Origin of the sequence: Kitasatospora sp. MAP12-44 (genome assembly GCF_029892095.1) — a bacterium.
GTDB lineage: Bacteria > Actinomycetota > Actinomycetes > Streptomycetales > Streptomycetaceae > Kitasatospora.
This window is the reverse complement of the sequence record NZ_JARZAE010000004.1, coordinates 305,993-331,625: the sequence shown is the minus strand read 5'-3', so window position 1 is coordinate 331,625 and position 25,633 is coordinate 305,993. Positions and strand designations below refer to the sequence as shown.

At 71.2% G+C, this 25,633-nt stretch carries 24 protein-coding genes and 2 pseudogenes; 15 read left to right on the top strand and 11 right to left on the bottom strand.

Features of this window, described 5'->3' with window-relative positions:
• Window positions 1-32: 32 nt before the first annotated feature.
• Genes P3T34_RS02625 through P3T34_RS02615 form a run of 3 tightly spaced genes read right to left on the bottom strand, consistent with a single transcriptional unit; the run spans window position 33 to window position 2,789 of the window.
• Window positions 33-1,082: an aminotransferase class I/II-fold pyridoxal phosphate-dependent enzyme gene (locus P3T34_RS02625; RefSeq protein ID WP_280664320.1), complete on the bottom strand. Its 1,050-nt coding sequence runs from the start codon at window positions 1,080-1,082 to the stop codon at window positions 33-35.
• Complete coding sequence (locus tag P3T34_RS02620; protein WP_280664319.1) at window positions 1,079-2,437, bottom strand: radical SAM protein; 1,359 nt, start codon at window positions 2,435-2,437, stop codon at window positions 1,079-1,081. The genes P3T34_RS02625 and P3T34_RS02620 overlap by 4 nt, the downstream gene beginning before the upstream one ends.
• Window positions 2,438-2,468: 31 nt before the next feature.
• A complete protein-coding gene (locus tag P3T34_RS02615) occupies window positions 2,469-2,789 on the bottom strand; it encodes a hypothetical protein (protein WP_280671786.1) in 321 nt (106 codons plus the stop codon).
• Window positions 2,790-3,054: 265 nt separating this feature from the next.
• Between P3T34_RS02615 and P3T34_RS02610 the strand changes: the two genes are divergently transcribed.
• Genes P3T34_RS02610 through P3T34_RS02600 form a run of 3 tightly spaced genes read left to right on the top strand, consistent with a single transcriptional unit; the run spans window position 3,055 to window position 6,231 of the window.
• Window positions 3,055-4,179: a DegT/DnrJ/EryC1/StrS family aminotransferase gene (locus P3T34_RS02610; RefSeq protein WP_280664318.1), complete on the top strand. Its 1,125-nt coding sequence runs from the start codon at window positions 3,055-3,057 to the stop codon at window positions 4,177-4,179.
• 9 nt (window positions 4,180-4,188) lie between these two features.
• Window positions 4,189-5,127 carry an NAD-dependent epimerase/dehydratase family protein gene (locus P3T34_RS02605; RefSeq protein WP_280664317.1) on the top strand — a complete coding sequence of 313 codons (939 nt, stop codon included), beginning with the start codon at window positions 4,189-4,191 and terminating at the stop codon, window positions 5,125-5,127.
• 12 nt (window positions 5,128-5,139) lie between these two features.
• Window positions 5,140-6,231 (top strand): hypothetical protein, encoded by a 1,092-nt coding sequence (locus tag P3T34_RS02600; protein ID WP_280664316.1) that lies wholly within the window; start codon window positions 5,140-5,142, stop codon window positions 6,229-6,231.
• 7 nt (window positions 6,232-6,238) lie between these two features.
• Here P3T34_RS02600 and P3T34_RS02595 read toward each other — a convergent pair whose 3' ends face one another.
• Genes P3T34_RS02595 through P3T34_RS02585 form a run of 3 tightly spaced genes read right to left on the bottom strand, consistent with a single transcriptional unit; the run spans window position 6,239 to window position 8,677 of the window.
• Window positions 6,239-6,970, bottom strand: coding sequence for a polysaccharide deacetylase family protein (locus tag P3T34_RS02595; protein ID WP_280664315.1), 732 nt, complete (start codon window positions 6,968-6,970; stop codon window positions 6,239-6,241).
• The gene (locus P3T34_RS02590; protein ID WP_280664314.1) at window positions 6,970-7,737 is read right to left on the bottom strand and encodes an SDR family NAD(P)-dependent oxidoreductase; all 768 of its coding nucleotides are present in this window, start codon (window positions 7,735-7,737) and stop codon (window positions 6,970-6,972) included. Before P3T34_RS02590 ends, P3T34_RS02595 begins: the two co-directional genes overlap by 1 nt.
• Before the next feature lie 10 nt (window positions 7,738-7,747).
• Complete coding sequence (locus P3T34_RS02585) at window positions 7,748-8,677, bottom strand: hypothetical protein (RefSeq protein ID WP_280664313.1); 930 nt, start codon at window positions 8,675-8,677, stop codon at window positions 7,748-7,750.
• Between the two features lie 106 nt (window positions 8,678-8,783).
• Between P3T34_RS02585 and P3T34_RS02580 the strand changes: the two genes are divergently transcribed.
• On the top strand, window positions 8,784-9,071 hold the full coding sequence (locus P3T34_RS02580; RefSeq protein ID WP_280664312.1) for a hypothetical protein: 288 nt from the start codon (window positions 8,784-8,786) through the stop codon (window positions 9,069-9,071).
• A gap of 106 nt (window positions 9,072-9,177) precedes the next feature.
• On the opposite strand, the gene P3T34_RS02575 is transcribed toward P3T34_RS02580, so the two are convergent.
• Window positions 9,178-9,531: a hypothetical protein gene (locus tag P3T34_RS02575; protein ID WP_280664311.1), complete on the bottom strand. Its 354-nt coding sequence runs from the start codon at window positions 9,529-9,531 to the stop codon at window positions 9,178-9,180.
• On the opposite strand from P3T34_RS02575, the gene P3T34_RS02570 reads away from it, so the two are divergent.
• From P3T34_RS02570 to P3T34_RS02560, 4 genes and pseudogenes are all read left to right on the top strand, one after another.
• Entirely contained in the window at window positions 9,521-10,810 is a 1,290-nt protein-coding gene (locus P3T34_RS02570; RefSeq protein WP_280664310.1) for an alpha/beta hydrolase, read from the top strand. The two genes, P3T34_RS02575 and P3T34_RS02570, sit on opposite strands and share 11 nt — an antisense overlap.
• Window positions 10,811-10,823: 13 nt before the next feature.
• The gene (locus P3T34_RS02565; protein ID WP_280664309.1) at window positions 10,824-12,443 is read left to right on the top strand and encodes an alpha/beta hydrolase; all 1,620 of its coding nucleotides are present in this window, start codon (window positions 10,824-10,826) and stop codon (window positions 12,441-12,443) included.
• A pseudogene (locus P3T34_RS39835) lies at window positions 12,440-12,727 on the top strand (histidine kinase); the annotation flags it as partial. The gene P3T34_RS02565 and the pseudogene P3T34_RS39835, both read left to right, overlap by 4 nt.
• Window positions 12,728-12,810: 83 nt before the next feature.
• A pseudogene (locus P3T34_RS02560) lies at window positions 12,811-13,857 on the top strand (ATP-binding SpoIIE family protein phosphatase); the annotation flags it as partial.
• On the opposite strand, the gene P3T34_RS02555 reads toward P3T34_RS02560, so the two are convergent.
• Together P3T34_RS02555 and P3T34_RS02550 are read right to left on the bottom strand one after the other, a co-directional pair.
• The gene (locus P3T34_RS02555) at window positions 13,832-14,041 is read right to left on the bottom strand and encodes a hypothetical protein (protein WP_280664308.1); all 210 of its coding nucleotides are present in this window, start codon (window positions 14,039-14,041) and stop codon (window positions 13,832-13,834) included. The pseudogene P3T34_RS02560 and the gene P3T34_RS02555 sit on opposite strands and share 26 nt — an antisense overlap.
• Window positions 14,041-14,802 carry a TMEM165/GDT1 family protein gene (locus P3T34_RS02550; protein ID WP_280664307.1) on the bottom strand — a complete coding sequence of 254 codons (762 nt, stop codon included), beginning with the start codon at window positions 14,800-14,802 and terminating at the stop codon, window positions 14,041-14,043. Before P3T34_RS02550 ends, P3T34_RS02555 begins: the two co-directional genes overlap by 1 nt.
• A 529-nt stretch (window positions 14,803-15,331) precedes the next feature.
• On the opposite strand from P3T34_RS02550, the gene P3T34_RS02545 reads away from it, so the two are divergent.
• From P3T34_RS02545 to P3T34_RS02525, 5 genes are all read left to right on the top strand, one after another.
• On the top strand, window positions 15,332-15,751 hold the full coding sequence (locus P3T34_RS02545; protein WP_280664306.1) for an STAS domain-containing protein: 420 nt from the start codon (window positions 15,332-15,334) through the stop codon (window positions 15,749-15,751).
• A 171-nt stretch (window positions 15,752-15,922) separates the two neighbouring features.
• A complete protein-coding gene (locus P3T34_RS02540) occupies window positions 15,923-17,251 on the top strand; it encodes a lipase family protein (protein ID WP_280664305.1) in 1,329 nt (442 codons plus the stop codon).
• A gap of 162 nt (window positions 17,252-17,413) precedes the next feature.
• Window positions 17,414-18,037, top strand: a complete 624-nt coding sequence (locus P3T34_RS02535) for a septum formation family protein (RefSeq protein ID WP_280664304.1) — start codon at window positions 17,414-17,416, stop codon at window positions 18,035-18,037.
• Window positions 18,034-18,558, top strand: a complete 525-nt coding sequence (locus P3T34_RS02530) for a hypothetical protein (protein ID WP_280664303.1) — start codon at window positions 18,034-18,036, stop codon at window positions 18,556-18,558. The genes P3T34_RS02535 and P3T34_RS02530 overlap by 4 nt, the downstream gene beginning before the upstream one ends.
• Window positions 18,555-19,259: a hypothetical protein gene (locus P3T34_RS02525; RefSeq protein ID WP_280664302.1), complete on the top strand. Its 705-nt coding sequence runs from the start codon at window positions 18,555-18,557 to the stop codon at window positions 19,257-19,259. The genes P3T34_RS02530 and P3T34_RS02525 overlap by 4 nt, the downstream gene beginning before the upstream one ends.
• Window positions 19,260-19,272: 13 nt before the next feature.
• Here the strand turns inward: P3T34_RS02525 and P3T34_RS02520 are convergent, their stop codons facing one another.
• A complete protein-coding gene (locus P3T34_RS02520) occupies window positions 19,273-22,062 on the bottom strand; it encodes a LuxR family transcriptional regulator (protein WP_280664301.1) in 2,790 nt (929 codons plus the stop codon).
• Window positions 22,063-22,757: 695 nt separating this feature from the next.
• On the opposite strand from P3T34_RS02520, the gene P3T34_RS02515 reads away from it, so the two are divergent.
• The gene (locus P3T34_RS02515; RefSeq protein ID WP_280664300.1) at window positions 22,758-23,000 is read left to right on the top strand and encodes a hypothetical protein; all 243 of its coding nucleotides are present in this window, start codon (window positions 22,758-22,760) and stop codon (window positions 22,998-23,000) included.
• 68 nt (window positions 23,001-23,068) lie between these two features.
• Here the strand turns inward: P3T34_RS02515 and P3T34_RS02510 are convergent, their stop codons facing one another.
• Window positions 23,069-24,127 (bottom strand): VWA domain-containing protein, encoded by a 1,059-nt coding sequence (locus P3T34_RS02510; RefSeq protein ID WP_280664299.1) that lies wholly within the window; start codon window positions 24,125-24,127, stop codon window positions 23,069-23,071.
• Window positions 24,128-24,508: 381 nt separating this feature from the next.
• Between P3T34_RS02510 and P3T34_RS02505 the strand changes: the two genes are divergently transcribed.
• The gene (locus tag P3T34_RS02505; protein WP_280664298.1) at window positions 24,509-25,597 is read left to right on the top strand and encodes a polyprenyl synthetase family protein; all 1,089 of its coding nucleotides are present in this window, start codon (window positions 24,509-24,511) and stop codon (window positions 25,595-25,597) included.
• Window positions 25,598-25,633: the final 36 nt, after the last annotated feature.

The window sequence follows — 25,633 nt, the reverse complement described above, 5'->3', positions numbered from 1 at the left end:
CGGTGCGGCTCGTCACCGCCCGGTGCGGCTCGTCACCGCGACGTCGGGCCGAAAGCGTCGGCAAGGCTGGTCAGGATGGAGCCGGACCAGCGGCTCTCCCCGAACACGCTGAACACGCTGACCGGCATGGCGAGCAGGCCGTACTCGCGCTGGAGCGTCTGCGCCGGGATCTCCACCGGAAAGAAGTAGTTGCCGGGACACGTTCGGCTCGCCATGGGAATCGCCCCGAGCACCTCGTCCGGCAACCGTTCGAACAACCGCTCAGCCCGTGCGGCCAGTTCGTCGACGACCTGCCGGGGCACGTCACGGTGCTCGGTCAGCAGACGGTCGGCGAGCCTCAGCTGTGCCGGCGTCGGCGGATCCGCCCGGAACGCTTCGGCCAGTTCGGCTTCCGCCGGACCCAGCAGGACCACGCCGAAGGTGCGTGGCCACAGCCATCCCTTGGTGACCGAATGCAGCAGGACCGCGCGACCGGTGTCCAGCAATCGCCGCGTGCCGGCGGCGAACGGGGCTCCCAGGTCGTAGACGCTGTCGATCAGCAGCCGGCGGTGCGGTGATTCCCGCAGCCACGAAATCACCGCGGCGCACTCGGCGTCGGACAGGTACCGGCCGAGCGGCTTGCTGGGGTTGGCGAGCAGCAGGTATTCGGGCCGGTCGTCCGCCGGCGAGCCCGGCGAGCCCGGCGAGCCCGGCAGGGCCGGCGCCGGCAGCGTCGGGTAGGACGCGGGCGCCAGGCCCGCGGCGCGGGCCAGCTCGAAGTACACCGGGTACACGTCGCTGGGCAGCCACAACCGCGCTTGCACGGCGCGCAGCCAGTGGAACACCACGCCGAGCCCGTGACGGACCCCTCGACAGACCATGGCGCGGCCGGACCACTCCTCCGGCAGCTCGAACCGCCGCAGCCAGGCACGGGCGAGGTCGCACCGGTACACCGTGCTCAGGTCGGCCGGCGGTTGCGGTCCCGGCGGTTGCGGTCGCAGCGGAGCAAGCGCCCGGTACACATTGGTCTCGGCGGCGTCCAGCAGCGACGGGACAGCACTCAGTTGGCGCTGCCGGAATTCCTGGAACTCGTCGAACCTCATGCCGCTGCGCCTTCCGGCACGATCTCGCTGGCCCGGTCCTCCAGGGAGGCGTAGCAGCGTCCGTCGGCCAGGACGTTCCAGCTGCGTGCGATCCCGCTGGTGCGTTCCCAGAGCAGGCTGGGCTCGGTGTAGGCGGCGATCCGCATCGGTCGGCCGTCCCAGCTGCCGTGGTAGACCGGTGCGCCCCAGGGCAGGCGGCTCGCCAGTTCGAAGCCGTGCTGCGCGGCGAACCGGGTGACGACGGAGAGCGAGACCTGGTGCTCCCGGCTCCAGACGTTGGCGGCGCGGTCGAAGTAGAGCGACTCGGTGCTGGTGGAGACGTAGAGCTCTTTGAAGCAGACTTCCTCGACACCGAGAGCCGCGGCCCACGAAAGGTAGTCGGCGACGCCGGTCGCGTCGGCCACGCCGCCGTGCTGGAGCACGCAGATCAGCCTCATCCGCAGCCCCGGCCAGCGGTCACGTTCCACGCGCCAGGTGTCGATCACGGAGCCCACCGGCGTGCGCAGCATCATCAGCCGCTCGCTGGCGTCGTCGTCGTGATGGTGGCGGGAGACTGCCAGCACGCTCAGGCCTGCGGCGCTCAGGGCTGCCAGTCGGCCGGCCCGGTCAGTGTGCCGGCCCTTCGCCAGGGTGTGCGCGTTGGTGATCAGGACGACCTTCGGGAAGGCCGCCGAACAGGCGGACACCAGCCGCAGTTGCTGCTCGAACGGTATGAGTGTGGGTTCCCCGCCGCCGGTGATCACCGCACGCTCGGCACCCGCCGCACGGGCGCGCTCCAGCCAGTGGGCGACCGCGTCCCACGGGACCCGTGCCGGCGCCTGGTCGGTGGAGATCGAAGCCGCGGAGAAGCAGAACGAACACCGGGCCTGGCAGGCGGAGGCGACCGGCAGAAGCGAAACCGAGCGCGGTCGCAGGTCGGCGTAGCGACGCTGTGCCGATCCGTGCAGGTCCAGGTCCAGGTGCAGGTGCAGGGAAGCCGCCATCGCGTCCTCGACGGTGGTCGGGCGCAGCGTGAACTCATCGCCTACCTGGTCGAGTTCGTGGACGGCTGACAGCCGGATGCGATCCTCGTGCAGTTCCATGCCGAGGCCGGTCGACACGTTGGGTACCAGCTTGTCGGGGTCCACCGCGGTTTCCAGCACCAGCAGCCGGTCGCCCGCAATGGCCAGACGGTCCAACAGGCGTCGCGCCTTGCCGATGCCGATACCCAACTCCGCACGGGCCAGCAGGTGGAACCGGTCGGGATAGGTACTCTCCGGAATCCCCGCCTTGCCATAGGCGAACGCGTACTTGTCGAAGCCCTTCGCGAAGTTCGACAGCACAATGACGTGGAAGCGCTGGACGCTGCTGTTCATCCCGTCATCATGCATGAACGGGCCTGGTGTCCTACACGCGGCCGGGACCGTCGAGCAAGCCAAGGAGCACGGCGGCCTCCGCGCGGAGCCGCGCGGCCCGTTCGGCGTGCGCGGGCGCACTCAACTGCGCTGCAGCCTCCAGTCGTTCGACGGCCTCGGCGCGCACGACAGCCACCACATCGCGCTCGCTCAGCTCACGCCGCGCTGCTTCGGTGGTGCCGACACCGACCGGCGACTGCTCAAGGGCCATGCCGCGGAGCTCGGCTTCGTCGACGGGCACCGCCTCGGCGTTGTCCAGCGCGGCAAGCGTGGTGCGCAGGGCACTCACCGCGGCCTTGTCGCGGGCGCGCATCGCTTCGGGCAGTGCTTGACGCATACGAAGTCGTAGAGGAACACGTAGAGACGGAGACATGCCGGTGACCTTAGGGCGGTGCCCCCGAACCCACAACGCGATATCCGTGCAGGACCAGCACCACGAGTCCGCCGGCAACCCTCTTGGGGGTATATCTCATGCTTGGTCCGATATGCCGGGTAACGTGATGCCCTGAGCTGTGACCGATCCTGAGCTATGACCGATCCTGAGCTGTGACTGATCCACCGAGCGTGGGAGGTGCCGCGTGGATGTACCTGCCGCGCGAGTCGTGTTCGCGGAGGACGACCGGTCGGCGGTTGCCGACGCAGTCGTGGAGATACTGGCCGACGGGTCGCTGACCCTGGGGCCCCGGACCGAGCGGTTCGAGACCGCGTTCGCGTCCGTACACGAGGTCCCGCACGCGATCGCCGTCAACAGCGGCACCGCGGCGCTGGAGATCGCCCTGCGGATCGCGGGCGTCGCGGACCGGGAGGTGGTGGTTCCCGCCAATACCTTCTACGCCACCGCGGCGGCCGTGCTCCATGCGGGAGGCCGGCCGGTCTTCGCCGACGTCGAGGCCGCGACCTTCGCGCTGAGCGCGGCCACCGTCGAGGCGGCCCTCACCCCCGCGACCGCCGCCGTCCTGCTCGTCCACGTCGGTGGGCTGATCACACCGGAGGTGGACGCGATCCGGCAGCTCTGCGACGACCGTGGCATCCCCCTGATCGAGGACGCGGCGCACGCGCACGGCTGCACCTACGACGGCCGCTTCGCCGGCTCGTTCGGCTTCGCCGGGGCCTTCTCGTTCTACGCCACCAAGGTCACCACCAGCGGCGAGGGCGGCATGCTGGTCACCTCCTCCGAGCGGCTTCGCGACGAGGCACGGGTCTACCGGGACCAGGGCAAGGGCTCCTTCAACGCCAACCACCACGTCCGTGAGGGCTACTCCTGGCGGCTGAGCGAGGTGCACGCGGCGATCGGCGAGATCCACCTGCGCCGGCTCAAGGAGTTCATCGAGACCCGTCGCGAGGTCGCGGACCGCTACACCGCCGCGCTGGCCGACCTGCCCGGTCTCGTCCCCCTGGTCGAGCCGCCGGGCTGCCGGAGCAACTTCTACAAGTACGTGGTGCTGCTCCCGGAGGGCGTGGACCGCGCGCGGTTCAAGCGCGAGACCGCCGAGCGGTTCGGAGTGCGCCTGCCCGGAGAGGTGTACGACCTGCCGCTGCACCACCAGCCGGTGCTGGCCGAGTACGCGGACGGACCGCTGCCGGTGGCCGAGGACGTCTGCGCCCGCCACATCTGCCTGCCGGTCCACTCGGACATGCGGGACGACGAGATCGACCAGGTCCTCACCGCACTGTCCGCCGTACACACCGATCTGATCAGCTGAGGAGGCGTCATGAGAGCCGTGGTCACGGGCGGGTGCGGATTCATCGGTTCCCATGTGGTGGACCGGCTGCTGTCGGCAGGCCACGAGGTGGCCGTCGTCGACAGCGCGCCGGCCGGCAGCGCGGCGGCCCGGATCAACCCGGCCGCCGCGTACGTTCAGGCCGACGTCCTCGACGCCCGCGGGCTGACCGCCGCGCTGGACGGCGCCGAGACGGTGTTCCACCTCGCCGCGGCGGCCAACGTCGACCAGGTCGCCGCCGATCCCGTCCACACCACCCGGCTGAACGTCGAGGGCACGGTGTCCGTCCTGGAGGCGGCCCGCCGCAGCGGCTGCGCACGCGTCGTGCTGGCCAGCACCGTCTGGGTGTACGGCGCGGCGCACAGCGAAACCGGAGCGTCGGATGTCGAGCTCACCGAGGACGTCCCGTTCGACCTCCGCCGCACCGGGCACCTCTATGTGGCGGGCAAACTCGCCTCCGAGCTCGCGGTGCACAGCTACCACGACCTCTACGGCCAGCACTACACGATCCTGCGGTACGGCATCCCGTACGGGCCCCGGATGCGGGACGAGCTGGTCATCGCCCGCTTCGTGCAGGCCGCGCTGGCCGGAAACCCGATCACCATCGCCGGGGACGGCGGCCAGACCCGCAACTGGGTCTACGTCGAGGACCTCGCCGAGGCCCACGTACGGGCGCTGTCCCCGGCGGCGCAGGACCAGACCTTCGCGCTGGAGGGCAACACGGCGGTGTCGATCAGGGAGGTCGCCGACACGGTGAGCGAGCTGCTCGGCCCGCTCACCGTCGAACACGTCCCGGCCCGCGCCGCCGACTACAGCGGCCGGCCGATCTCCAACGCGAAGGCGAAGCGGCTGCTGGGATGGTCGCCGAGCACCCGGTTCGCCGACGGGGTCAGCCGCTACATCGACTGGTACCGGTCGACCCAGGCCTGAGCGGGAGTCACCGTGCCGCATGCGCTGCTGCTCTCCGGATCCCTCGGCCAGGGCCACGACGTGATGGCCGAGGCCTGCGCCGACACCCTGCGTGGCCGGGGGTGGAGCACCGAGACGGTGGATGCGATGGGACTGCTCGGACCGGCCGGTGCCGCCGCCGGGGAGGCCGTCTTCCGCCGGATGCTCGCCCTGCCGGGCCTCTACGACGCCTTCCACTTCTCCGCGCTGCGGCCCGGCACCCGGCTCGCGATGCTGGCCGAGTCGGCTGCCCGCTCCCGGTTGGTCCCCGAGGTACGCAAGCTGCTGGACCACCGGCCGGCCGAGCTGGTGGTCTCGGTCTTCCCGACCGCGGCGTCCGCCGTCAACCGCCTCCGCGCCCGGTGGCCCGGGATGGTCCACGTGGTCTTCTGCACCGACGTGACGCCGCACCGCCTGTGGGTGCAGGACGGTACGGACCTCTTCCTGGTCACCTCCGAGGTCGCGGCCTGCGCGGTGCGCCGCTACCGCCCGGAGGCCAGGATCGCGGTGGTCCCCCCGCCCCTGCGGGCCGGCTTCTACACCCCGCCCACCCGAGCCGAGGCGCGGGCCGAGTTCGGGATCCCGCAGGACGCGCGGTGCGTCCTGCTGATGTCGGGCGCCTGGGGGCTCGGCCCGGTTGCCGAGACCGCCCGCGCGCTGGCTGCGGCCGGTCCGCACGTGCTGGCCGTGGCGGGCCGCAACCAGCGGCTCGAAACCCGGCTCCGCGAGGCCGCACGCCGCGAGCCCCGACTGCACTGCTTCGGCTACACCGAGCGCGTCCCCGCCCTGATGACGGCCGCCGACCTGGTGATCACCAGCTCGGGCGACACCTGCAGCGAGGCCCGCGGCCTCGGCCGCCGACTGCTCCTCCTGGACGTGGTCCAGGGCCACGGCCGGGACAACCTCCAACACGAACTGGAACTCGGCCGGGCCGAGGTCACCTCGGCCCGCCCCCACGAGGTCGTCCGCAACGCCCTCGCCGCCCTCGCCGCCCTGGCCGACACCGCCCCGGTACCCAGCCAAGCCCCGTCCCGGGCCCCCTGGGAGACCGCCTTCGCCGCGGCCCTCGATCCTCTCCTCGGGTAGGGCGAGCTCAGAAAGTCAGGCCGTGGTCGCGGAGCGGGCCGACCTCCAGGCCGCGCTCCCGGCAGTGCTCCACCGCGAAGGGCAGTGCGCCGAGCGCCGAGCGCCACGCACCCCGCGCCGACGTGCAGTCCGAGTCGTGCAGCAGCAGCGTGGCCCCGCCCCGCAGTTCGGGGCGGAGCGTCTCGTACACCGAGGCCGCCGAGGCGCGGGCCGTCCAGTCCCGGCCCCAGCCCGTCCACAGCACCGGCCGCAGCCCCGATCGCCGGGCGGCCCCGAGCAGCCCGCTGGTCAGTACGCCGTACGGGGGGCGGTACCAGCGCGGCCGGGCCCCGCAGTACGCGGTGACGGCCTCGGCGGTGCGACGGAGTTCGGCGCGGTCGCGGGCGGGGTGCGGCCACCACGGCTGTCGGTGGTACCAGCCGTGCACGGCGACCTCGTGGCCGCGCTCGACCAGCTCGCGCCCGAGACCGGGGGCCCGGTCGAGCATGCTGCCGAGCAGGAAGAACGTGGCCCGCACGTCCAGTTCGTCCAGCGCCGCCAGGAAGTACGGCGTGCTCCGCGGATCGGGCCCGTCGTCGAAGGTGAGCGCCACATGCGTCGGGCTGCCGTACCCGGCGAGCCCCCGGCAGACGCTGCGCCGGACCACCCCGAGCCGGCCGGCGGCGGGGGCCAGCTGGAGCACCTCCACCGCGGCGGCGGCGCCGGCCCCGGCGAGCAGGGCCCGGCCCGCGCCGGGCATCAGTCGAACCGGCCGGCGAGGCGGCGGAACAGCGCGGGCGCGGCGCCGTGCAGCCGCTCGGGCACCCTCAGCCAACCGGGCACCACCGCCTCCTCCCGGCGCCCGGTCAGCAGGGCGAGCGCGGCCTCGGCGATCCGCTCCGGGGACACCGGGCGCGGCCGATCCCGGTGGTAGGGGGTGCCGCGTCGGCTGAAGTACGGCGTGTCGACCACTCCGGGAAGCAGCAGCCGGACCCGGACGCCGGTGCCCTGCAGTTCGTAGCGCAGGCTCTCCGCGAACATGCCCAGCGCCGCCTTGGTCGCCGAGTACACGGCCTCCTCCCGGACGCCGAGGCGGCCGACGATCGAGCCGGTCAGGACGAGGCACCCGCTGCCGCGCTCCACCATCCCGGGCAGCAGGACCCGGGCCAGCCGCAGCGGCGCGGTCAGGTTGAGCGCGACCATGTGGTTGAGCCGGTCGAGTGGCATCCCGGTGAACGGTCCGCGCCAGCCGACGCCCGCGTTGGCGATCAGCGCGTCGACGCGCCCGGACACCGCGAGGGCACGGCGGGCCAGCTCCTCCGGCCCGTCGGACTCCGAGAGGTCGCCGGGCAGCGCGGTGCCACCCGTCCGACGCGCGATCTCGGCCAGCCGGACCGTGTCGGTACCGGAGAGCAGCGGGTACCAGCCCACCCTGGCCAGCCGTGCGCAGGTGGCGGCTCCGATGCCGGACGACGCACCGGTCACCAGCACGACCGGTCGCCCGTCGGCCTCCGAGTCCTTCGTCATGCCCTCCACCTCACCCGTCCTGGCCCATGCCGTCCCTGGCATCCGTACGTAGCCACCGTCGCACGGAGGCTGATCGTCCGCGCGGCCGCGAGCCGCCGGCCGCCGGCCGCGGCCGGGCGGGCTCGATCTCGCCGAACCGGGACAGCACGAGCGCGCCGCCGACCGCGACGGCGAAGCCGAGCACCGCCGACCAGCCGAACCCGGGGCGCGCCCGGTCCCCCAGCAGGGTCACCCCGATCAGCCCCGGCACCAGGGTCTCGCCGACGACCACGGCGGCCGTCGCGATGGTCACCGAGCCCCGCTGCAGGGCGAGGGCGTAGCAGAGGTAGCCGCCGAGGCCGCCGATCATCAGCGCGTACGTCGCGGCATCGGTGGCCATGGCCACCAGGGAGGAGTGGTCCAGCACCCGCACCGCCAGATTGACCGCGCCGAAGCCCAACCCGGCGAGCAGCCCGAGGGCCGCCGCCACGGCGTTGCCACGCCGGTGCGCCAGCGGGAGGCTGAGCAGCAGCACGGCGGCGGTCGCGGCCAGCAAGGTGAGTTTGAACTCCGTCCCGACTCGCCTGCTGCCCTCGGGCCCCGAGCTGAGCGCCAGCATCGCCAGGCCCGCGACCACGGCCGCGATGCCGATCAGGTCGCGCCGGGCCAGCCTGCCCCCGAGCAGCCAGACAGCCCCCGCTGCGGTCACCGCCAGGCTCGCACTGGTCACCGCTTGGACGACGAACAGCGGGAGCCGGTACAGGGTGACCACGACCAGCCCGAAGCCGAGGATGTCCAGGCCCGTCCCCAGCAGGAACAGCCGGGAGCGCGCCACCCGGGCCAGCAGGCGCAGGCCGGGCCGGTCCTCCTCGGGCATCGTCTGCGCGCCACGGGCCTGGAGGACGGAGGCGAAGCCGTAGCAGAGGGTGGCGAACAGGGAGGTGACAAGTCCGAGAAGCATGGTCCCTTTCGGCGTTCAGGCAGACGGTCCACCTGACAGCCAGTCTTCACCCGCCACCGGGGCCGCGCAGCCCGGTACTGGTCGAGGACCAGGAAGGCGGATCGCGATGAGCAGCACGACCACCCGCATCGCTGCGGTCGTCCACAAGGAGCTCAACGAGTTCCGGCGCAACCGCCTCATCCTGTTCACGATGGCGGTCCTGCCGGTGTTCTTCCTCGTCTCACCGACGACCACCATCCTGGCGAGCAAGGCCGCTGCGGGCAGCCAGAAGCTGGACAACCAGGTCGGCCTCGGGCTGATGTTCCTGATGCTGATCCCCGTCCTCATCCCCCGGCCACGATCGCTCGACCGTGAACGCCTGATCACCGGGACCAAACCCAGCACCGCCCACTGAGCCGCGCAGCCCTGAGCTGTGTGCCCCTGTCCGGCGTAGCACCTCGCGCGGTCAGGCTGCTGGGCAGGCACGCTGTGGACCGTATGCACTGCGTGGTTCGGCTCCGTCAGCCGGACGTTCGGCTGAGGAGCGGATTGCGCATGGGAAAGCAGAGAACTCGCGGCTGTGCACTGCCGTCCGCCTCGGCGGGCGGCAGAACCGGACGCCCTGCGCTCAGGGGAGCCGCAGCCGTCGTGGCATGCTGGTTGACCCTGTTGGCCGGCGCACCTGCGAGCGAAGCCGCATCGGCGCCCGCCGTGGGCGCGCGATCGGCGGGATCGCCGCGTTTCGAGCCGGGCCCGTGCCCGAGGACCCCGCAGCCGATTCCGGCGCTGGCCAACGCACGGTGCGGGTTGCTGACGGTTCGCGAGAATCGCACCCGACCTGACGGCCCGACCATCAGACTGGCGGTGGCGATCATCCCGGCCGTCTCCTCGACGCCGGCCCCGGATCCCGTCGTTCACCTGACCGGTGGTCCTGGCAGCGACGCGATCGATGACGCGCAGTTCCTCGTCGACGCCGGGCTGAACCGCGATCGCGACCTGATCATCATGGCCCAGCGGGGGACGCTCTATTCGCAGCCGAACCTTGCCTGCCCGGAGGTGGACCGCTTCTACGCCCGCGCGGTGGGGCTGCGCTACGACGCGGCGTCGACGAAGCGGCTGCTGGTCCGCGCGATGGGCGACTGCCGGCAACGCCTCGCGGCCGGCGGGATCGACCTGAGCGCCTACAACACCTCACAGAACGCCGCCGACTTCGCCGACCTGCGCACGGCGTTGGGGATCTCCTGGTGGAACGTGTACGGGTACTCCTACGGCACCGACCTCGCGCTCACGTTCCTGCGCGAGCACCCCGAGGGGATCCGAACGGTGACGATCGATTCGGTCGTACCCCCGCAGATCGTGAGCCTCCCGTGGACCTGGAGCAGCGCCCAGGAGGGGATCAACACGATTCTCGGAGCCTGCCACGATCAGCCGGCCTGCGACCGCCGGTACCCGGACCTCGCCCGTACGCTGGCGCAGCAGGTGCGGAGGTTGGAGGCCGATCCGCTGACCCTGCGGGCGGCACCGCCGGGCGGCGGGCAGGCGGTGAAGGTCGTCCTCGACGGTGGTGCGCTGGTGAACCTCCTGGTCGGCAACGCGGTCCCCTCGGTCGACGTGCCCGCCGCCATCGACGAGCTGGCCCACGGCGATCCACACCGTTTCGCGGCAGCTCGCGCGGCCGGCTCGACCCCCGTCGTCGGTGACTTCGCCTACGGCCTGACGGAGAGCGTGGCGTGCAGCGAGTGGGTGCCGGGGACGTCGGCCGCCGATCTGCTGGACGCGGGACGCCGGGCCTTCCCGGGATATCCGGACTCGGTCCTCGCCCAGGCGCCGCAACTTCCCTACCAGAGCGAGGTCTGCGAGACGTGGAACGTCCCGGACCGCACGGCCTCCCAGCGCGTGCCGACCCGCAGCACCGTCCCCACCCTGGTCATCTCCGGCACGTTCGACGCCAAGACCGGGGCGCGCTGGGGACGGTACGCGGCCCGGACGCTTCCCAACGCGACCGTGGTGCGCATTCCCGGAATCGGCCACTGGGTGACCCCGCAGTCGCCCTGCACCCAGCGCGTCCTCGCCTCCTTCCTCACCGACCCGACCGCCGTCGACACCGAGTGCGTCGCCGGACTCAAGCCGAAGCCGTTCACGATCACCCCCTGACCAGGAGACCGGAATGTTCAATTCGTCAGTCCGCCGACCCCGCACCGCCGCGGGGTTACCGGTTCGGCTCGCCGGCGCTGCAGCGGGCGGCATGGTCCTCGTCGGCCTGCTCGGCGCGCCGGCGCACGCGCAGCCGCTCGCGACGGCTGCCCCCTCGGCTGCTCCGCTCGGGGCGGTCGCCGGGACGGCCGGATCGGCGACGTTCGTACCGGGGCCCTGCCCCCGGACGCCGGAGCCGATCCCCGCGCTGAAGGACGCGCGCTGCGGGACCCTGACCGTGCCCGAGAACCGCGCCAAGCACAGCAGACGGACCATCACCCTCGGGGTCGCGATCGTGCCGGCGCTCTCGCCCACGCCGGCACCCGACCCGATCGTGTGGTTCGCCGGCGGTCCCGGCGACGACGCGGTCGGGGAGGCGCAGCTGGCCATCGACGGCGGCTTGAACCGCGACCGCGACGTGATCTTCATGTCCCAGCGCGGGACCTACTCGGCCGATCCGGAGCTCACCTGCCCGGTCATCGACCGCTTCTACGCTCGCGCCGTCGGCCTCCTCTACGACGCGCCGTCCACCGGGCGCCTGCACGTCGCGGCGACCCGGGCCTGCCGGAACCAGCTGACGGACCGCGGTGTCGACCTGAGCGTCTACAACGGCACCGAGAGCGCCGCCGACTACGCGGACCTGCGGGTCGCGCTGGGCATCCCGCAGTGGAACGTGTACGGGATCTCCTACGGCACCGACCTCGCGCTCATCTATATGCGGGAGCACCCGGAAGGGATCCGCTCGGTCGGCATCGACGGGATCGTGCCGCCGTCCCTGGCCGGCCCCGCGATGACCTGGAGCAGCGCGAAGCAGGGCTTCGACAGCCTGTTCAGCACCTGCGCCCAACAGCCCGCCTGCGCACAGCGCTACCCGGATCTGGCGAACACGTTCACCGACCTGGTGAGCAAGCTCGAGGCGGATCCGGTCACCACCTACGTCAACGTCCCCTCGCGCGACAAGCCGGTCAAGGTCGTGATCGACGGTGGCACGCTGGTGAACTGGCTGACCTCCGCAACCCACGTGGCCCCGGGCGTGCCCCGCTCCATCGACGAGCTGGCCCATGGGAATCCGCAGCGGATCGCCGAGCAGTGGGCAGGAGGGAAGGTCAGTCCGCAGGCGATCGGACGGATCAGCCACGGGCTCGCCTACGGCGTGTTCTGCAGCGAATGGGTGCCGTACGAAAACCCCTCCGAAGTAATCCGGGCGGGAAAGCGCGCGTTCCCGTCGTTCCCGCGGTCCGTTCTCGCGCAGGCGCCGCAGCTGCCCTTCCTGGCGGATGACTGCCACGCCTGGGACGTCCCCAAGGCACCGTCCTCGGTTCGGGACATCACGCGCAGCGACATCCCGACCCTCGCCATGTCGGCCGGCTTCGACTCCCAGACCGGGGCATCGAACGGTGCCTACGTCGCGCGCACGCTGCCCAACGCGACCACTGTCACCATCCCCTACGTCGCACATGTCGCCTTCGCCGCCTCACCGTGCGCCCAGTCCATCGTCGGCTCGTTCTTCGACAACCCCGGTGCCCCGGACACCAGTTGCATCGCCGGCCTCGAACCGCCGGAGTTCGAGATCGGCCCGCCGCCTGCGCCATGAGGTCTCAGCCGAAGGTGCGCAGTGTCGCGGGGCAGGTGTTCCTGTGGCAGCTGGTCGCCTGGGTGCTGATCGTCGCCGCGGCGCTGACGGCGCTCATCCTGCAGGCCAGGAACTACGGCACGCACGATGCGAAAGACCGCACGCGCGTCGCGGCCATCGCGCTGTCGCACTCCCCAGGGATGGTGCAGGCCCTGGACAGCGGCAATCCGACGGCGGTCCTGCAGCCGCTCGCCGAGGAGACCCGGACGAGCGCCGGCTTCGATTACGTCATCGTCCTCAGCCCGGCGGGGATCCGCTACACCGGTCCCGATCCCTCGCTGATCGGCAAGCCCATCTACGGCCCGTACAAAGAGGCCTTCGGGTTCCCCTGGACCTCGCGTACCGCTATCTGCCGGCTCTCTACGGGGTCGGCGGGGACTGGTTCGACGTCATCCCGCTGCCCGGGTTCCGGGTGGCGCTGGTCGTCGGCGACGTCGTCGGCCACGGCCTGCACGCCGCGGCCACCATGGGCAGGCTGCGGACGGCTGTGCACAACTTCTCCACGCTCGACCTGCCTCCCGACGAGCTGATCGCCAGCGTCGACGAGCTGGTCGCCCGTCTCGACCAGGGTGAGCCGGCCGCAGGCGAGGGCGAGGGTGCGAGCGTCACAGGCGCCACCTGCCTGTACGCGATCTACGATCCGGTCTCCGGAAGCTGCACCATGGCGCGGGCGGGTCACCCTTCGCCCGCGCTCATCCGACCCGACGGCAGCGTCGAGTTCGTCGATCTCCCCGCGGGACTGCCGCTCGGCGTGGGAGGCCTGCCCTTCGAGACGGCGGAGCTGCGGCTGGAGGCGGGGACCCGGTTGGTGCTCTACACCAACGGGCTCGTCGAGGACCGGGACCGCGACATCGAGGACGGACTCGCTCTGCTGCGCGAGTCCCTGGTCAGCGCCCCCGCCGACGGGTCTCCGGAGGAGATCTGCGGGGCCGACTTCGATGCGATGGTGCCGCCGCGCCCGAGCGACGACATCGCGTTCCTCGTCGCGCGCACGCACCTGTTCGACCCGGGTCAGGTGGCCACCTGGGACGTGCCGCGCGATCCCGCTGCCGTCTCGCGCATCCGCTCCGCATGCGTCGAGCAGCTGACAGCGTGGGGGTTGGAGGAGCTGACCTTCGCCACGGAGCTGATCCTCAGCGAGCTGATCACCAATGCCGTCCGGTACGGGACCGAGCCGATCCAGGTCCGCCTGCTGCGGGACGGCAGCCTGGTCTGCGAGGTCTCCGACCACAGCAGCACCTCACCGCATCTGCGGTATGCGGCCACGACGGACGAGGGTGGCCGGGGGCTGTTCCTGGTGGCCCAGTTGGCGGAGCGGTGGGGGACCAGGTACACGGCCCGAGGAAAGGTCATCTGGGCCGAGCAGCCTTCATGACCCGGCGCACCGACACTCCGAGCAGCACCGCGACCACGGCCGGGAGCAGCCACCAGGCGTTCACCCCGGCGTGGACCAGGCCGGCCGTGGCGCCGAGGCCGGCGACCACGCCGACGGCGACCCGCCAGTCGTCGCCGACGATGAAGTCGTACCAGAACATCGCGAAGGAGCGGATCCAGGTCATCACAGGCTTCCTTCCACAGGTGCGCTCGCGGCCGGGCCGCCCGTGCGGCGCAGAAGCGCGGTGTAGCCGGCCGCGAGCAGTGCCACGGCCGGTACGAGGATCAGCAGGGCCGCGTCGGAGCCGGGCCAGTGGGCTCCCGCGCCTTCGGTCGACCAGAAGATCCCGAAGGCGGTGAGCATGGTCCCGACGGCGAACTTCAGGGTGTTCTCGGGGACTCGGGCCAACGGCGCACGGACCGCGAAGCCGACGCCGGTGACCAGCAGGACGGCGGCTGCCGCGCCGAGGACGGCGACCGGGATGTTGCGCTGGTTGTCGCCGAACGTGACGACGATGAAGGCGACTTCGAGCCCTTCGAGGAGGACGCCCTTGAAGGAGAGGGTGAAGGCGTACCAGTCGCGGACGATGCCGCGGCCTCCGTCGCCGGCCGCCTCAGCGGCGGCGACCTGCTTGGCGTACGCCTCGGCCTCGTCGTGCAGGGCCTTGAAGCCGGAGCCGCGCAGCACGGCCTTGCGCAGCCACTGCAGGCCGAAGACGAGCAGCAGCGCGCCGACGACCAGGCGCAGGGCGCCGAGCGGGAGTTGTCCGACAGCGGGCCCGAGGGCGGCCACGGTGACGGCGAGCACCAGCAGCGCGGATACGGTGCCCTGCAGGGCCGAGCCCCAGTGCCGACTGGTGCCGGCGGCCAGCACGATGGTCACCGCTTCGACGGCCTCGACGACGCAGGCCAGGAACACGGTGACGAACAGGACGTAGGAGGTCAAGCGGTTCCCCCAGCGCGAGTGACGGGGTGACGGAGCGTTATGGTACCTCCGGAGGTGGGCGGATGGCCGGGGAAGGCGAAGCAGCCGTCCGGTCGAGCAGGAGGTGGACGCGCGTGTCGCGTGGATGGGCGGTGCGCGTCATTCCGAAATGATCGGTGAGGCCTTGACGGGGATACTGCGAAGGTTTACCGAATGTGGCGCACCTCTATTTGTCAGATGATCGTGCACATTCCGGGGGAGTGGCGGGGGGTGACGGGGAGCGATCCGCAGGATTCACCAAATGTCTGCCCAGTTTCCTTGAGATCGCCACAATGTCGATGATTCGCCCGCCAGGTGACGGGGAAAGGCCGCCTGTCGTCACGACGCGAATGCAAGGCATCTCCTTTCTAGGCGAACGTTCTATCTGGGGAATCGCCACTCAAACAGGCATAGGGTCGTGTGGACGAGGCCCCTGGAGGCGCCGCGAGCCCGTCGGACGACGGCGCGGTCGCCCTCCAGGCGGGATGGGTTCCAGAGGAAGGCATTCAGCGTGACATTGAACGTCAGCTACGGGGAGCGGTATGGCTGGATGGTCGTCCAGGTCACGGGGGAGATGGACCTCGGCGGGGTGGCGGCGCTGCGCGAGCGGCTTCAGCGGCTGATCGCCGAGGGCTGCCAACGGATGGTCGTGGATATCAGCAGGCTCGGATTCTGCGATTCCACGGGGTTCGGGGTGCTCGTGGCCACCCGCCGCCTGATCGCCGCTCGCGGCGGCCGGCTGCGGCTGGTCCTGCCCGGCCCGGACGTGCACATCCGCCAGGTCCTGTCGCTCTTCGGCATTGAGAAGATCTTTGAGGTCTACGACTCGGCCGAGGAGGCGCTCGGCGACCAGCGCGCGACCCCGGACGGGCCCGGGGCCGGGGTTGCGCTACCCCAGCAGCGGGACGCCACGTCCGCGACAGCGGACTGAGGTGGGTGCTGTGGCGGCGCCGTAACCGGTGCTCTCGGCTGCACTGCGCTTGGCATGGCCTTCACGAAGTGCCCACACGATGCGCTGTCATCTCTCTGTACGAATGGCCTACCCATAGGTAACTTACTTCGAAGTCAGGAGTATCACCCGCCTCACGACTTCGGGGGAGTCATGTACAGAAGAGCTGCTCGACGCCTGGCCATCGTCGCCGTCACGGCCATGGCGCTGGCCACCGCCCCGTCCGCCTGGGCCGCGACTCCAAGGAGCACCACGAGCGATCCCTTCTACACCTACAACGGAAGCGCACCGCTGTCCTCGTTCGCGCCCGGCGCCGTGCTCAAGACACGAACACTGCCATACCACATCGAGGGCATCCCCACGCCGGTCACCGCGATCCAGCTGCTCTACCGTACGACCGACGCCCAGGGGCGACCGGCCGCAAACGTGACCTCGGTGGTGCGCAGCCTCACGGGCAACAGCACGACGGCGGTGTCCTACCAGTCGTTCTACGACTCCCTGAACCCGCAGGACGGACCGTCTCGGGCCATTGCCGGGAATGTGACGCTGGGCGGCACGATCGCCAACTTCGAATCCGCCGCCCTCTCGGCGCTGCTGCTGCAGGGTGACAACGTCGTCATCCCGGACACCGAGGGCCAGTTGGCGGACTTCGCGGCCGGACCGGAGTACGCCTTCAACACCCTGGACTCGATCCGGGCCGCGGCCGACTCCCCATTGACCGGCCTGAACAGCGCGACCAAGTTCGGCCTGATGGGCTACTCCGGCGGCTCCATCGCCACCGACTGGGCGGCGGCACTCGCCCCGAGCTACGCGCCTGACGTCAACAAGAACCTCGTCGGCTTCGCCGAGGGCGGGGTGCTCGTCGACCCGGCGCACAACCTGAACTACGTCAACGGCTCGCTGGTCTGGTCCGGCGTCATCCCCATGTCGATCATCGGGGTCTCCCGCTCGTACGGCATCGATCTGACGCCGTACCTGAACAGCTACGGTGTCCAGATCTACAACCGGCTGCAGAACGGCTCGCTGCTCGACGCACTCGGCCACTACCCGGGCCTGACCTGGCAGCAGATCGCGAAGCCCCAGTACGCCAACCCGGACTCGGCGACCGCGTTCGTCGAGGCGGTGAACAAGATCAACCTGGGCTCGGCCCCCGCCCCGACCGTCCCCGGCTACATCGCCCAGGGTGACGGGGGCGTGCTGGAGGGAACCTTCGGCGACCCGCCCGGCATCGGAACCGGCGACGGCGTCATGGTCGCCGGCGACGTGCGGGCACTGGCCGACCAGTACTGCGCCACCGGCGACAGCTCGATCAGCTACGACCAGTACGACGTGCTCAGCCACGTCGGAACGGCGCCGGTCTGGGCGCTCAGGGCGGCGTCGTGGCTGGGCGACCGGTTCGCGGGCAAGCCGGCCCCGTCCGACTGCGGACACATCCCGGCGGGCAACTCGCTCGCGCCGGAGCGGCCGGTTCCCCCGTCCTGAGCTCCCCCCGCACCACATTGCGTAGTCGAACCGCGTAGTTCTACCGATGCTGCTGTGCCGCCGAGTTGGCCATAGTCGGCTGTGCAACAGGAGTGAACGCGGAGAGGCAACAACAAGGCGATGACTGCGCCAAACGACCCGAGTGACCTGAATGTCCAGCAAGTGGCCGGCGATGATCGGCAGTTCACGCAAGGCAACCCGCCCGGCCAGTCGGCCGGGCAGCAGTTCGGCGGGCCGGCCACCGCGCCCCCCGGCTACTTCCCGCCTGCGAAGCCCAAGCGCAATCCCTTCCGGGTTGCGTACTTCTCCGCCCTGGGCGTGGTGTTCGTCGTCGGGATCGGCGTCGTCGCCTTCGGCCTGCTGAGCGGCAACCTGAAGAGCAGTGCCGCGCAGGTCGACGGCAACGGCAACGTCACCAAGAGCGGTGGGCTCGACCTGCGCAACCTGACCACCGGTCAGTGTTTCAACGAGCCGAGCACCGCCGACCAGAACCAGGTCGGCGGCGTCGAGGCCATCCCGTGCGCCCAGCCGCACGACGCCCAGGTGATCGGGTTCTCCATGCTCACCGACGACTCGTACGACGAGGCGACGGTCAAGAGCGAAGCCGGCGACGCCTGCCAGCAGACGTCCAACGGCCCGACCGTCGACCAGACCAAGCTCGACAGCAGTGCGAATGTCATCGACTTCATTCCCACGGCGCAGTCCTGGGCGAACCTTGACCGCAGGGTCACCTGCGCCGTGGACAACGGCACCGGAACCAAGCTCACCGGGTCGGTGCTGAAGTGACCCAGCGCAGCGAAATCCAGCTCGGTCCCGTGGTGGCGCGTTTCCGGGGCACCCTCGCCCCCGGGGGGTACCTGTCGTACCTCGCCGCCCTCGCGCTGATCGCGGGGGTGGCCGGTATCAGCACAGGGGCGGTCCTCAACGGGCTGTACGGCCTGGTGGTGGGCGCCCTGGCCGGCTCGCCGACCGTCCTCGGCTGGCGGCAGGAGGTGGCTGTCCACCAGCAGGGCTTCGTCTGGCGGCGGCTGACCGGGACCCGGACCGTCCTGCACACCGAGATCCAGGGCGTGCGACGGATCAGGGTCAGCAGCTCCATGCGCGGCAACTACGAGGTGGTGGCGGTGACCCTGCCCGGCGGGCGGGAGATCTTCCTCGGGCGGATCCAGGACGCGCCGCGGCTCGCGCGGCTGCTGTTCGGCGCGGAGCAGGCTCCGATGCCGGCCTGGCAGCCACCGGATCCGACGGCGCAGACAGCAGGCACGACTGAGACGACAGAGACGACGACGGATCGGAGTGCTCGGTGATCGCCGCCCTGATCGTTCCCCTGGTCGGCATCCTGGTCGGCGTCTTCGTCCTGGCCCGGGGCACCCTGCTGACGCGCGGGAGCAGCCGCACATACGCCCAGTACCAGGCGGGACAACTGGCCTGGCAGCTCGGGCTCGACCTCGTCGAGGGCGACCCGGCGACGAACCTGGGCGTCCGGATCGCGAACCCCGAGATGCGCCGCGGCCACTCGCCGGCCGCGCCCCTGCACGTGCGGGTCCGGCTGAGCGGCTCGCCGCAGGGCGTGCCGGTCGAGCTGTACTACGAGTACCGGGAGCAGACCACTCGGAGCCTCGGGTCGGTCACCCGCGAGGAGCAGTCCGCCTGCCGGATGACCGCGCTGGCCGGGCAGCCGTTCCCGCCGTTCGAGGTGATGTCCCGCAAGGTGCCGCACGGCAGCATCGACCGGCTCCAGGAACTGCCCACGATGAGCACCGGGCGGCCCGGGATCGACGCGACCTACCTCGTCGCCACCTCCGCACCGGCCATGGCGGAGCTGCTCGGCGAACTGCTGGAGGGCTTCGCGCCGCTCGCCGCATCCGGCGTGCACCTGGTCGGCGACGGGCAGCGCGTCGCATTCGTGATGCGGCACAAGGGATTCCCGTTCCTGCGCACCTCGCTCGACCACGCGGTCACCATGCGGGACCAACTCACCGCCCTCGCACAGCGGCTGGGCGGCTGAGCAGCCGACCGCCTCACCCCGCGCCGGACGCCTCGCTCAGCAGGGCGCGGGTGAGGCTCGCCCGGTTGGAGACACCGAGTTTGCGGTAGATCCGGCCGAGGTGGCTGTCGACCGTCCGCACGCTGAGGTACAGCGTGCCGGCGATCTCACCGCTGGTCAGGCCGGTGCTGGCAAGGCGGGCGATCTCCCGCTCCCGCCCGGTGAGCACGGCCGTCGGGTCGTGGGCGTCGCGGCCGTCGGCGCCCTGAGCCGCACCGCCCTGCGCGGTGTGCGCGCTCTGCGCCGCGAGTCGACCGCGTTGGTGGGCGACCTCGTCGGCCAGCCGGGCCGAGCCGCAGTGCTGGGCCAGCACCGCCGCCCGGTCCAGCCACCCGCCCACCTCCTCGGTCCGCCCCGCGTCCAGCGCGAGCGCGGCCACCGCGAGCAGCGTGCGGCACACCTCGATCCGCTCATCGCCGGCGGTGAAGTCCGCGATCGCCGCCAGGGCACTGCGTACCGCTCCATCGAAGTCCCCGCGCATCGCCTGGGCCCGCATCCGCGCGCGCCCGGCGAAGCCGCGCCGGCCCGCGGAGGGCAGCTCCTCGACACCGGCCTCGGCGAGGCGCGCCCAGTGCTCGACCATCGCCAGGTCCCCTTCGGCCAGCGCGCTCTGCGCCAGCAGGTCACAGCAGCGTGGTTGGCGCCAGACGGGGATCCGGGGCAGTTCGGGTCCGCCCGCGGCGTCCAGCAGCAGCTGGCCGGCCCGTGCCGGCTCGCCGGTGAGCAGCACGAGTTCGGCGTGGAAGCAGCGGACGTTGATGGCCCAGCCGGTCGGTCGACCGTCCACGAGCGCCCCGGCGCGAGCGGCCAGGGCGAGCACCTCACGCAGGTCGGCGGGCCCGTTCCGCCACAGCAGCGCCTCGGCGTGGAGCATCGCCAGCACCGCCTGGATCCCGGGGTTGCCGTCGAACTCGGCATGCCGGGCGGCGTCGTCGAGGGTGGCCAGCGCGCCGCGCAGGTTCCCGCCGCGCAGTTGGGTGTTGGTCAGCGACATGAGGAGCGAGGGCCGGATGTAGGTCTGCCCGGTGGACCGGGACAGCGCGGTGCCGCGGGTGAGGTGGCGTTCGGCGGCGGCCAGGCGTCCCAGGATCCCCTCGGTCAGGCCCAGTTGGTACAGGGCCTCCAGGTTGGTCAGCAGGACGGCGTCGGAGGTGGCGTCGATGAGTTCGGCCGCGCTGTCCGCCGCCCGCTCGGCCGCGCCCAGGTCGGTGGTGAAGAGGTGGGCGAGCGACAAATGGGCCAGGCACTTGGCCTCGCCGACCCGGTCGTGGTTCCGGCGCGCGATCGCGGCGGCTGTCCCGGCATGGTGCAGGCAGCTCTCGTAGTCCCGCTGGTCGTACGCGCAGTCGGCCAGCTCGGCGTGCAGGGCGGCGGCCGTCGCGCAGTCGCTGCCGGCCAGCGCCGCGAGCCCGGCGCGGGCCATCGCGCCGGCCTCGGTGTAGCGGCCGAGCCGCCGTTCGGCGCGGCTCGCGTCGGCGAGTGCGGTCGGGTCCTCGTTCTCCTGCGGCGGTCGACCGGGCACGGGCGGGCGCAGCGCGTCGAGCAGGGCCCGGCTCTCGGCGGCGTCCCCGGTCAGCAGCCGGGCCCGCGCGAGCAGCACCCGCGCCTCGTGCCAGTGCTCCTTGCCCTCCTGGAGCAGCGACAGCGCGGCCTCCAGGTGCTCGGCCGACGTCGCGGGGGAGGTGTGCAGCGCGTCGCGCGCGGCGGCGATCAGGGTCGCGGCGTGCTCCGGCTCGCCTGGGTTGGCGGCCCGCGCCACATGGTGGACCCGCCGGGCGATCGGCGCCGCCCGCTGGGCGAGCGCGGCCGCGGCACCACGGTGCAGGGCCAGGCGCCGACTGGGTTCGAGGCGCTGGTAGACGACCTTGCCCACCGCCCGGTGACGCAGCATCAGCTGCGGCGCGGGTTCGGCCGGCCGTACCAGGTCGAGGGCGGTGAGCGCGTCCAGCGCCCGCATGGCCTCGGTCATCTCCAACCCCGCGACCGCGGCGAGCAGTTCCGGGTGGAACGGCTCACCGAGCACCGCTGCGGCCTGGACGGCGGCGAGCGCGGTGTCGTCGAGGGTGGCCAGCTCACCGAGGATCGCCGTGCCGGCATCGGCGATCGCCTCGCCGTCGGCGGCCAGGATCTTGAGGTACTGCGGGTTGCCCAGGCCCTCCCGGTGGATCTCCTCCAACTCGGGGGACTCGCCGAGCAGTTCCCCGGCCTGCGCCAGGGAGAGCGCGCCGAGCTGCCACACGTCGAGCAGGCCCGCGGACGTCGCCCGGGACAGCACGGCGGCGAGCGCGGGCGAGAGCTGGCGCTGCCGGTAGGCCAGCAGGCAGAGCAGCGGACCGGTGAGCGCCGCGTGGAGCATCCGCTCCAAGCCCGGGATCTGGTCGGCCGCGAGCTGGTGCAGGTCGTCCAGGACCACCACGGCGGCGCCGCCCTGCGCCACCTGCCGGCGCAGATCGCAGTCGTCGTCCAGCAGCGGCCGGAATCCGGGGAGGGTGGCCGCGATCTCGTACTGCCCCTGGGCCGCGGCCACCCGGACTCCGACGGCCCTGGCATGCGCGGCGGCCGCGACCATCAGCGCGCTCTTGCCGATGCCCGGTTCCCCGACCAGTGCGATCGCCCGGCCGCCCGCCGACTTCAGGCCGTCCAGCACCGCCACCAGCGCCTCGATCTCCCGCGCGCGCCCGAACAGTTGACGCCTTCCGGCGGGAACCCCTCGCGGGGGCGAAGCAGTGAGGAGTGGGCCGCCATCCCGAATTTCGTCCAACATGACCGGCACAGTAGTCGCCCCGGACGACAACACCGTCAGGCGCCCAAGATCCGGGCCGCCCCGGGCCCGTCGGCGGTGAACCCGCTGGTCGCAGGTCGCTGCTCCGCGCGTGGGAAGCTCCGCCGGGCCGCAGCGGGAATCGCCGTGTACGAACATCCTGTCGACGATCGCCATCGGCTCCGCCGAATCGCCGCCGAACGCGGCCCAGCCGGCCGGCGGCGACCCGACCGTCACCACCAACGACGGCCGGATGCTCTCGGTCGTCTGGCAGAACAACCACCTGTGGGGCGTCTTCAACGTGAAGTGCACCCCCACCAACGACACGACCACCCGCGCCTGCCAGCGCTACATCCAGGTCTCGACCAACGGCGGCCAGTCCTTGGCGACCAACGTCGACCTCGGCCTGCCAGGGGGCGACATCTACTTCGGCTCGGTCGCACTCGACGACCAGGACGACCTGTTCTCGGGCTTCACCTCCTCCTCCGCCACCGCCGACCCCAACGCGGTGGCGATCGGCGTGCCGGGCGGCGACTTCCCGGCGACGACCTTCGGTGACTTCTACGCCTCGGGTACGCAGGCCTACACGTGCGGCGCGACGAACACCTCCAGCGCGAGCGTGACCTACACGGTGGCGTACGGGATCTGCCTGCGCTACGACCCGAGCACGCCGCGCCAACGGCGTCTTCGCGCTCAGGGTGCGGATCTGCGACGCGAACGGCAACAACCTCTCCAGCCCCACCATCAAACTGACGTCCACTCAGATCAGCGGGCCGGTCACGAAGCCCTTCACAGCCCCGTTCCAGTACCTCCCGGGAGCCGCCTCCGAATACCTCGTCACCGTCAACACGCAAGGGCTGACCAGCGGGAACTACAACCTGCAGTTCACCATCAGCGGCGCGGACACCACGACCCACGTGGCACCCTTCGTCGTGCGCTGAGTCGGCGCGCCCGATGGCGGCCCGGACCCGACCTCGGGTCCGGGCCGCCATCGGGCTCCCAAGAAGTTTTAGAGCATGATGAGCAGACGCGTCTTCGGCTTGAGCTTCCTGTTCACCGAACGACTCTGCACGTATACCTCCAACTTGGGATTACACCCGGCCTTTACCGAGACGGTCCCCTGAATGCCCGTACCGAACAGAAGACTGCGTGCCGCCTCGCCCGTATAGGCGCGGTCGGTGTCCTTTTCGACCACGATGACCTCCTTGTCGGGCTGGACCTGAACCCGGGTGCCCAACTGGTAGTAGCACGACCCGCGTTCGTACGTCACGCCCGGGTGCGAATCGACGAAGGCACGTATCTCGACCTCCGTGTCGACCTTCAGGAGTCGGTACTTGTCGGCCGGGACCGGTTCGAGATTCGCCCGCACATCGTCGACCGAGATGTCCTGGCCGACCGCGAACAGGTTCTTTGTGCCGCGCACGCCTTTCTCGCGGCCACGGAGGAAGCTGGTGGCGGCAGCGCGCACGGTGCCGATCGCCTCCTCGACACCCGCCTGCGAATCCGCATCCCAGATGGCGATATTTCCGGCGGGGAAGCCGTAGTTCTGGGCGGTTCGCTTCGCCAGGGAGTTCGGAACGAGGATCGCGGAAGTCCAGTGGCCCGGAAGCGAACCCAGCTTCGCCGCGATCCTGTCGCGCCAAGGGCCGAGAATGGCCAGGTCACCGTCGTGCCGCCGGTCGCCGCCGGACGCGTTCTCCTCGCCGTCCGTCACCACGATCTGAAGGAAACTGTGCTCGCCGTACGCCTCCCAGATATGGCCCAGGTCGTCCAGGGACTTCAGAGAGGCTTCAATGAGGGCCGTAGCGCCATTGTTGACCCGGTACAGACCGCGCATGGACGGCAGATGCTTCACGTCCATATCCCAGACCAGGTTTTCCACCCTGTGGTCGAAGGAGTAGAGGCTGATCCGGGTCTCATGACCGAGGCTGTCCGACTCGGCCTTCAAACCCGCCACGAACTCGTCCACGACGCGAATGAGTTGACTCTGGTGCGGACGCATCGAACCCGAACAGTCCACTACCAGCGCGACGTGATTCACCTTGTGCTGAATCTTGTTGGCGGACATATGTCTGCTCCTTCGCCGAGGCTCCCCGAGTTCTCCCCGAGTGATGTCTCCACACTATGGGGAGGCACTGACAACGGACCCTGACGGACGGTCACCCGGATCACCCGCCTGCGGTACGTGACGTAGTCCTGCGCGGTCATGCGACGCTGCGGGTCAGCGCCGTGGTGTCCGGTGAGATCGGCTCCTCGATGCCGGTGTTCCAAGCCCTGGCAGCTGTGCTGTCAGCGCTCAGCCACTCCAACAACCGCGCGGAGGCCGAACTCTGGGCCGTCTGGGACAGGACGTACCGCACGGGGGGCTGAAGACACGTTCGGGAGTGGATTTCGCTGCGCAGCCGATTTCTGCGAGCGTGTCACCAGCCCCCGAACAGGAGATCGCCTCGTGACCGACAAAACTGTCCTCGCCGAACAGATCCGGGCCCGTATCGCCGGATACGAGCACCGGTTCGGCACGCTCTTCGAGGAGTACTTCGAGAGCCTGAGCGCCACCCTCGACGCGCCGTCCTTCAGCAGCTTCACGCCCGACGCCGTGCGGCTGCTGCGGGAGTTGTCCCTGCGCGGGGGCAAGCGGATGCGGGTGGTGCTGCTCTTCGAAGCGGCTCGCCTGGTGACCGCCGAGCCGGTCGAGGGGCTGGATGCCGCGGCGCTGAGTATCGAACTGCTGCAGACCCACGGGCTGATCCACGACGACATCATCGACGACAGCCCCACCCGGCGGGGCGGCCCGTCGACCTACTACGCCTACCGCGAGAAGTTCGCCGACCGGCCGCAGGCCGCTCTGGGGCTGGCCGTACTGGCAGGCGACCTTGCGCTCGCCCTCTCCCTGCAGGTACTCCTCGACTCCAAGGCGCCCCTCGCCGTGCGCCAGGCCATGGTCGAGGCGCAGACACGGGCGGCGTCGGCCACCATCGTGGGCCAGATCGCCGATATGGAACGGGACTTCACCCCGATCCCGAACGAAGAAGCCCTGCACGGCGTCGCCGACTACAAGACCGCGCGCTACTCGGTCCTGGCCCCGATGCAACTGGGACTGCTCGCGGCGGGCGAGCAGCCGGCCCGCTTCGAGGCGGAACTGCGGCGCTATGCCCGGCTGGTGGGGATCGCCGGGCAGATGCGCGACGACTACCTGGACCTCTTCGGGGACGCGGCGACCATGGGCAAGCCCACGGGGACGGACATTCGCGACGGGCGGCGCAACTACACCGTGGCTGCCATCCTGACCGCGGCCACCGACGCCGAGCGGGCCGTGGTGGAGTCCGCACTCGGGAGCGAAACCTGCTCCGAGGAGGCCATCGCCGCCATCCGCGACATCGCCCAGCGCCATGGGGTCGAGGCGGCGCTGCGGGCGGACATGCGGCGCTACGCGGAACTGGCGTCGGTCGAAGCCGCCGGCTGGCGGCCGCGGTGGCGGGACGAGGCGGTCACCTTCTTCGAGTACCTGCCGCTGTGGAGCGTCGATCGAGTCCGATGACCGGTGTGTCGGTATCCGGGTGCCCCGTCCCGGCCC

Coding starts and splice junctions, on each gene's coding strand:
- P3T34_RS02625 (WP_280664320.1), bottom strand. CDS start 1,082: ATGAGGTTCGACGAGTTCCAGGAATTCCGGCAGCGCCAACTGAGTGCT.
- P3T34_RS02620 (WP_280664319.1), bottom strand. CDS start 2,437: ATGAACAGCAGCGTCCAGCGCTTCCACGTCATTGTGCTGTCGAACTTC.
- P3T34_RS02615 (WP_280671786.1), bottom strand. CDS start 2,789: ATGCGCGCCCGCGACAAGGCCGCGGTGAGTGCCCTGCGCACCACGCTT.
- P3T34_RS02605 (WP_280664317.1), top strand. CDS start 4,189: ATGAGAGCCGTGGTCACGGGCGGGTGCGGATTCATCGGTTCCCATGTG.
- P3T34_RS02595 (WP_280664315.1), bottom strand. CDS start 6,970: ATGCCCGGCGCGGGCCGGGCCCTGCTCGCCGGGGCCGGCGCCGCCGCC.
- P3T34_RS02590 (WP_280664314.1), bottom strand. CDS start 7,737: ATGACGAAGGACTCGGAGGCCGACGGGCGACCGGTCGTGCTGGTGACC.
- P3T34_RS02585 (WP_280664313.1), bottom strand. CDS start 8,677: ATGCTTCTCGGACTTGTCACCTCCCTGTTCGCCACCCTCTGCTACGGC.
- P3T34_RS02580 (WP_280664312.1), top strand. CDS start 8,784: ATGAGCAGCACGACCACCCGCATCGCTGCGGTCGTCCACAAGGAGCTC.
- P3T34_RS02575 (WP_280664311.1), bottom strand. CDS start 9,531: ATGATCGCCACCGCCAGTCTGATGGTCGGGCCGTCAGGTCGGGTGCGA.
- P3T34_RS02565 (WP_280664309.1), top strand. CDS start 10,824: ATGTTCAATTCGTCAGTCCGCCGACCCCGCACCGCCGCGGGGTTACCG.
- P3T34_RS02555 (WP_280664308.1), bottom strand. CDS start 14,041: ATGACCTGGATCCGCTCCTTCGCGATGTTCTGGTACGACTTCATCGTC.
- P3T34_RS02540 (WP_280664305.1), top strand. CDS start 15,923: ATGTACAGAAGAGCTGCTCGACGCCTGGCCATCGTCGCCGTCACGGCC.
- P3T34_RS02520 (WP_280664301.1), bottom strand. CDS start 22,062: ATGTTGGACGAAATTCGGGATGGCGGCCCACTCCTCACTGCTTCGCCC.
- P3T34_RS02510 (WP_280664299.1), bottom strand. CDS start 24,127: ATGTCCGCCAACAAGATTCAGCACAAGGTGAATCACGTCGCGCTGGTA.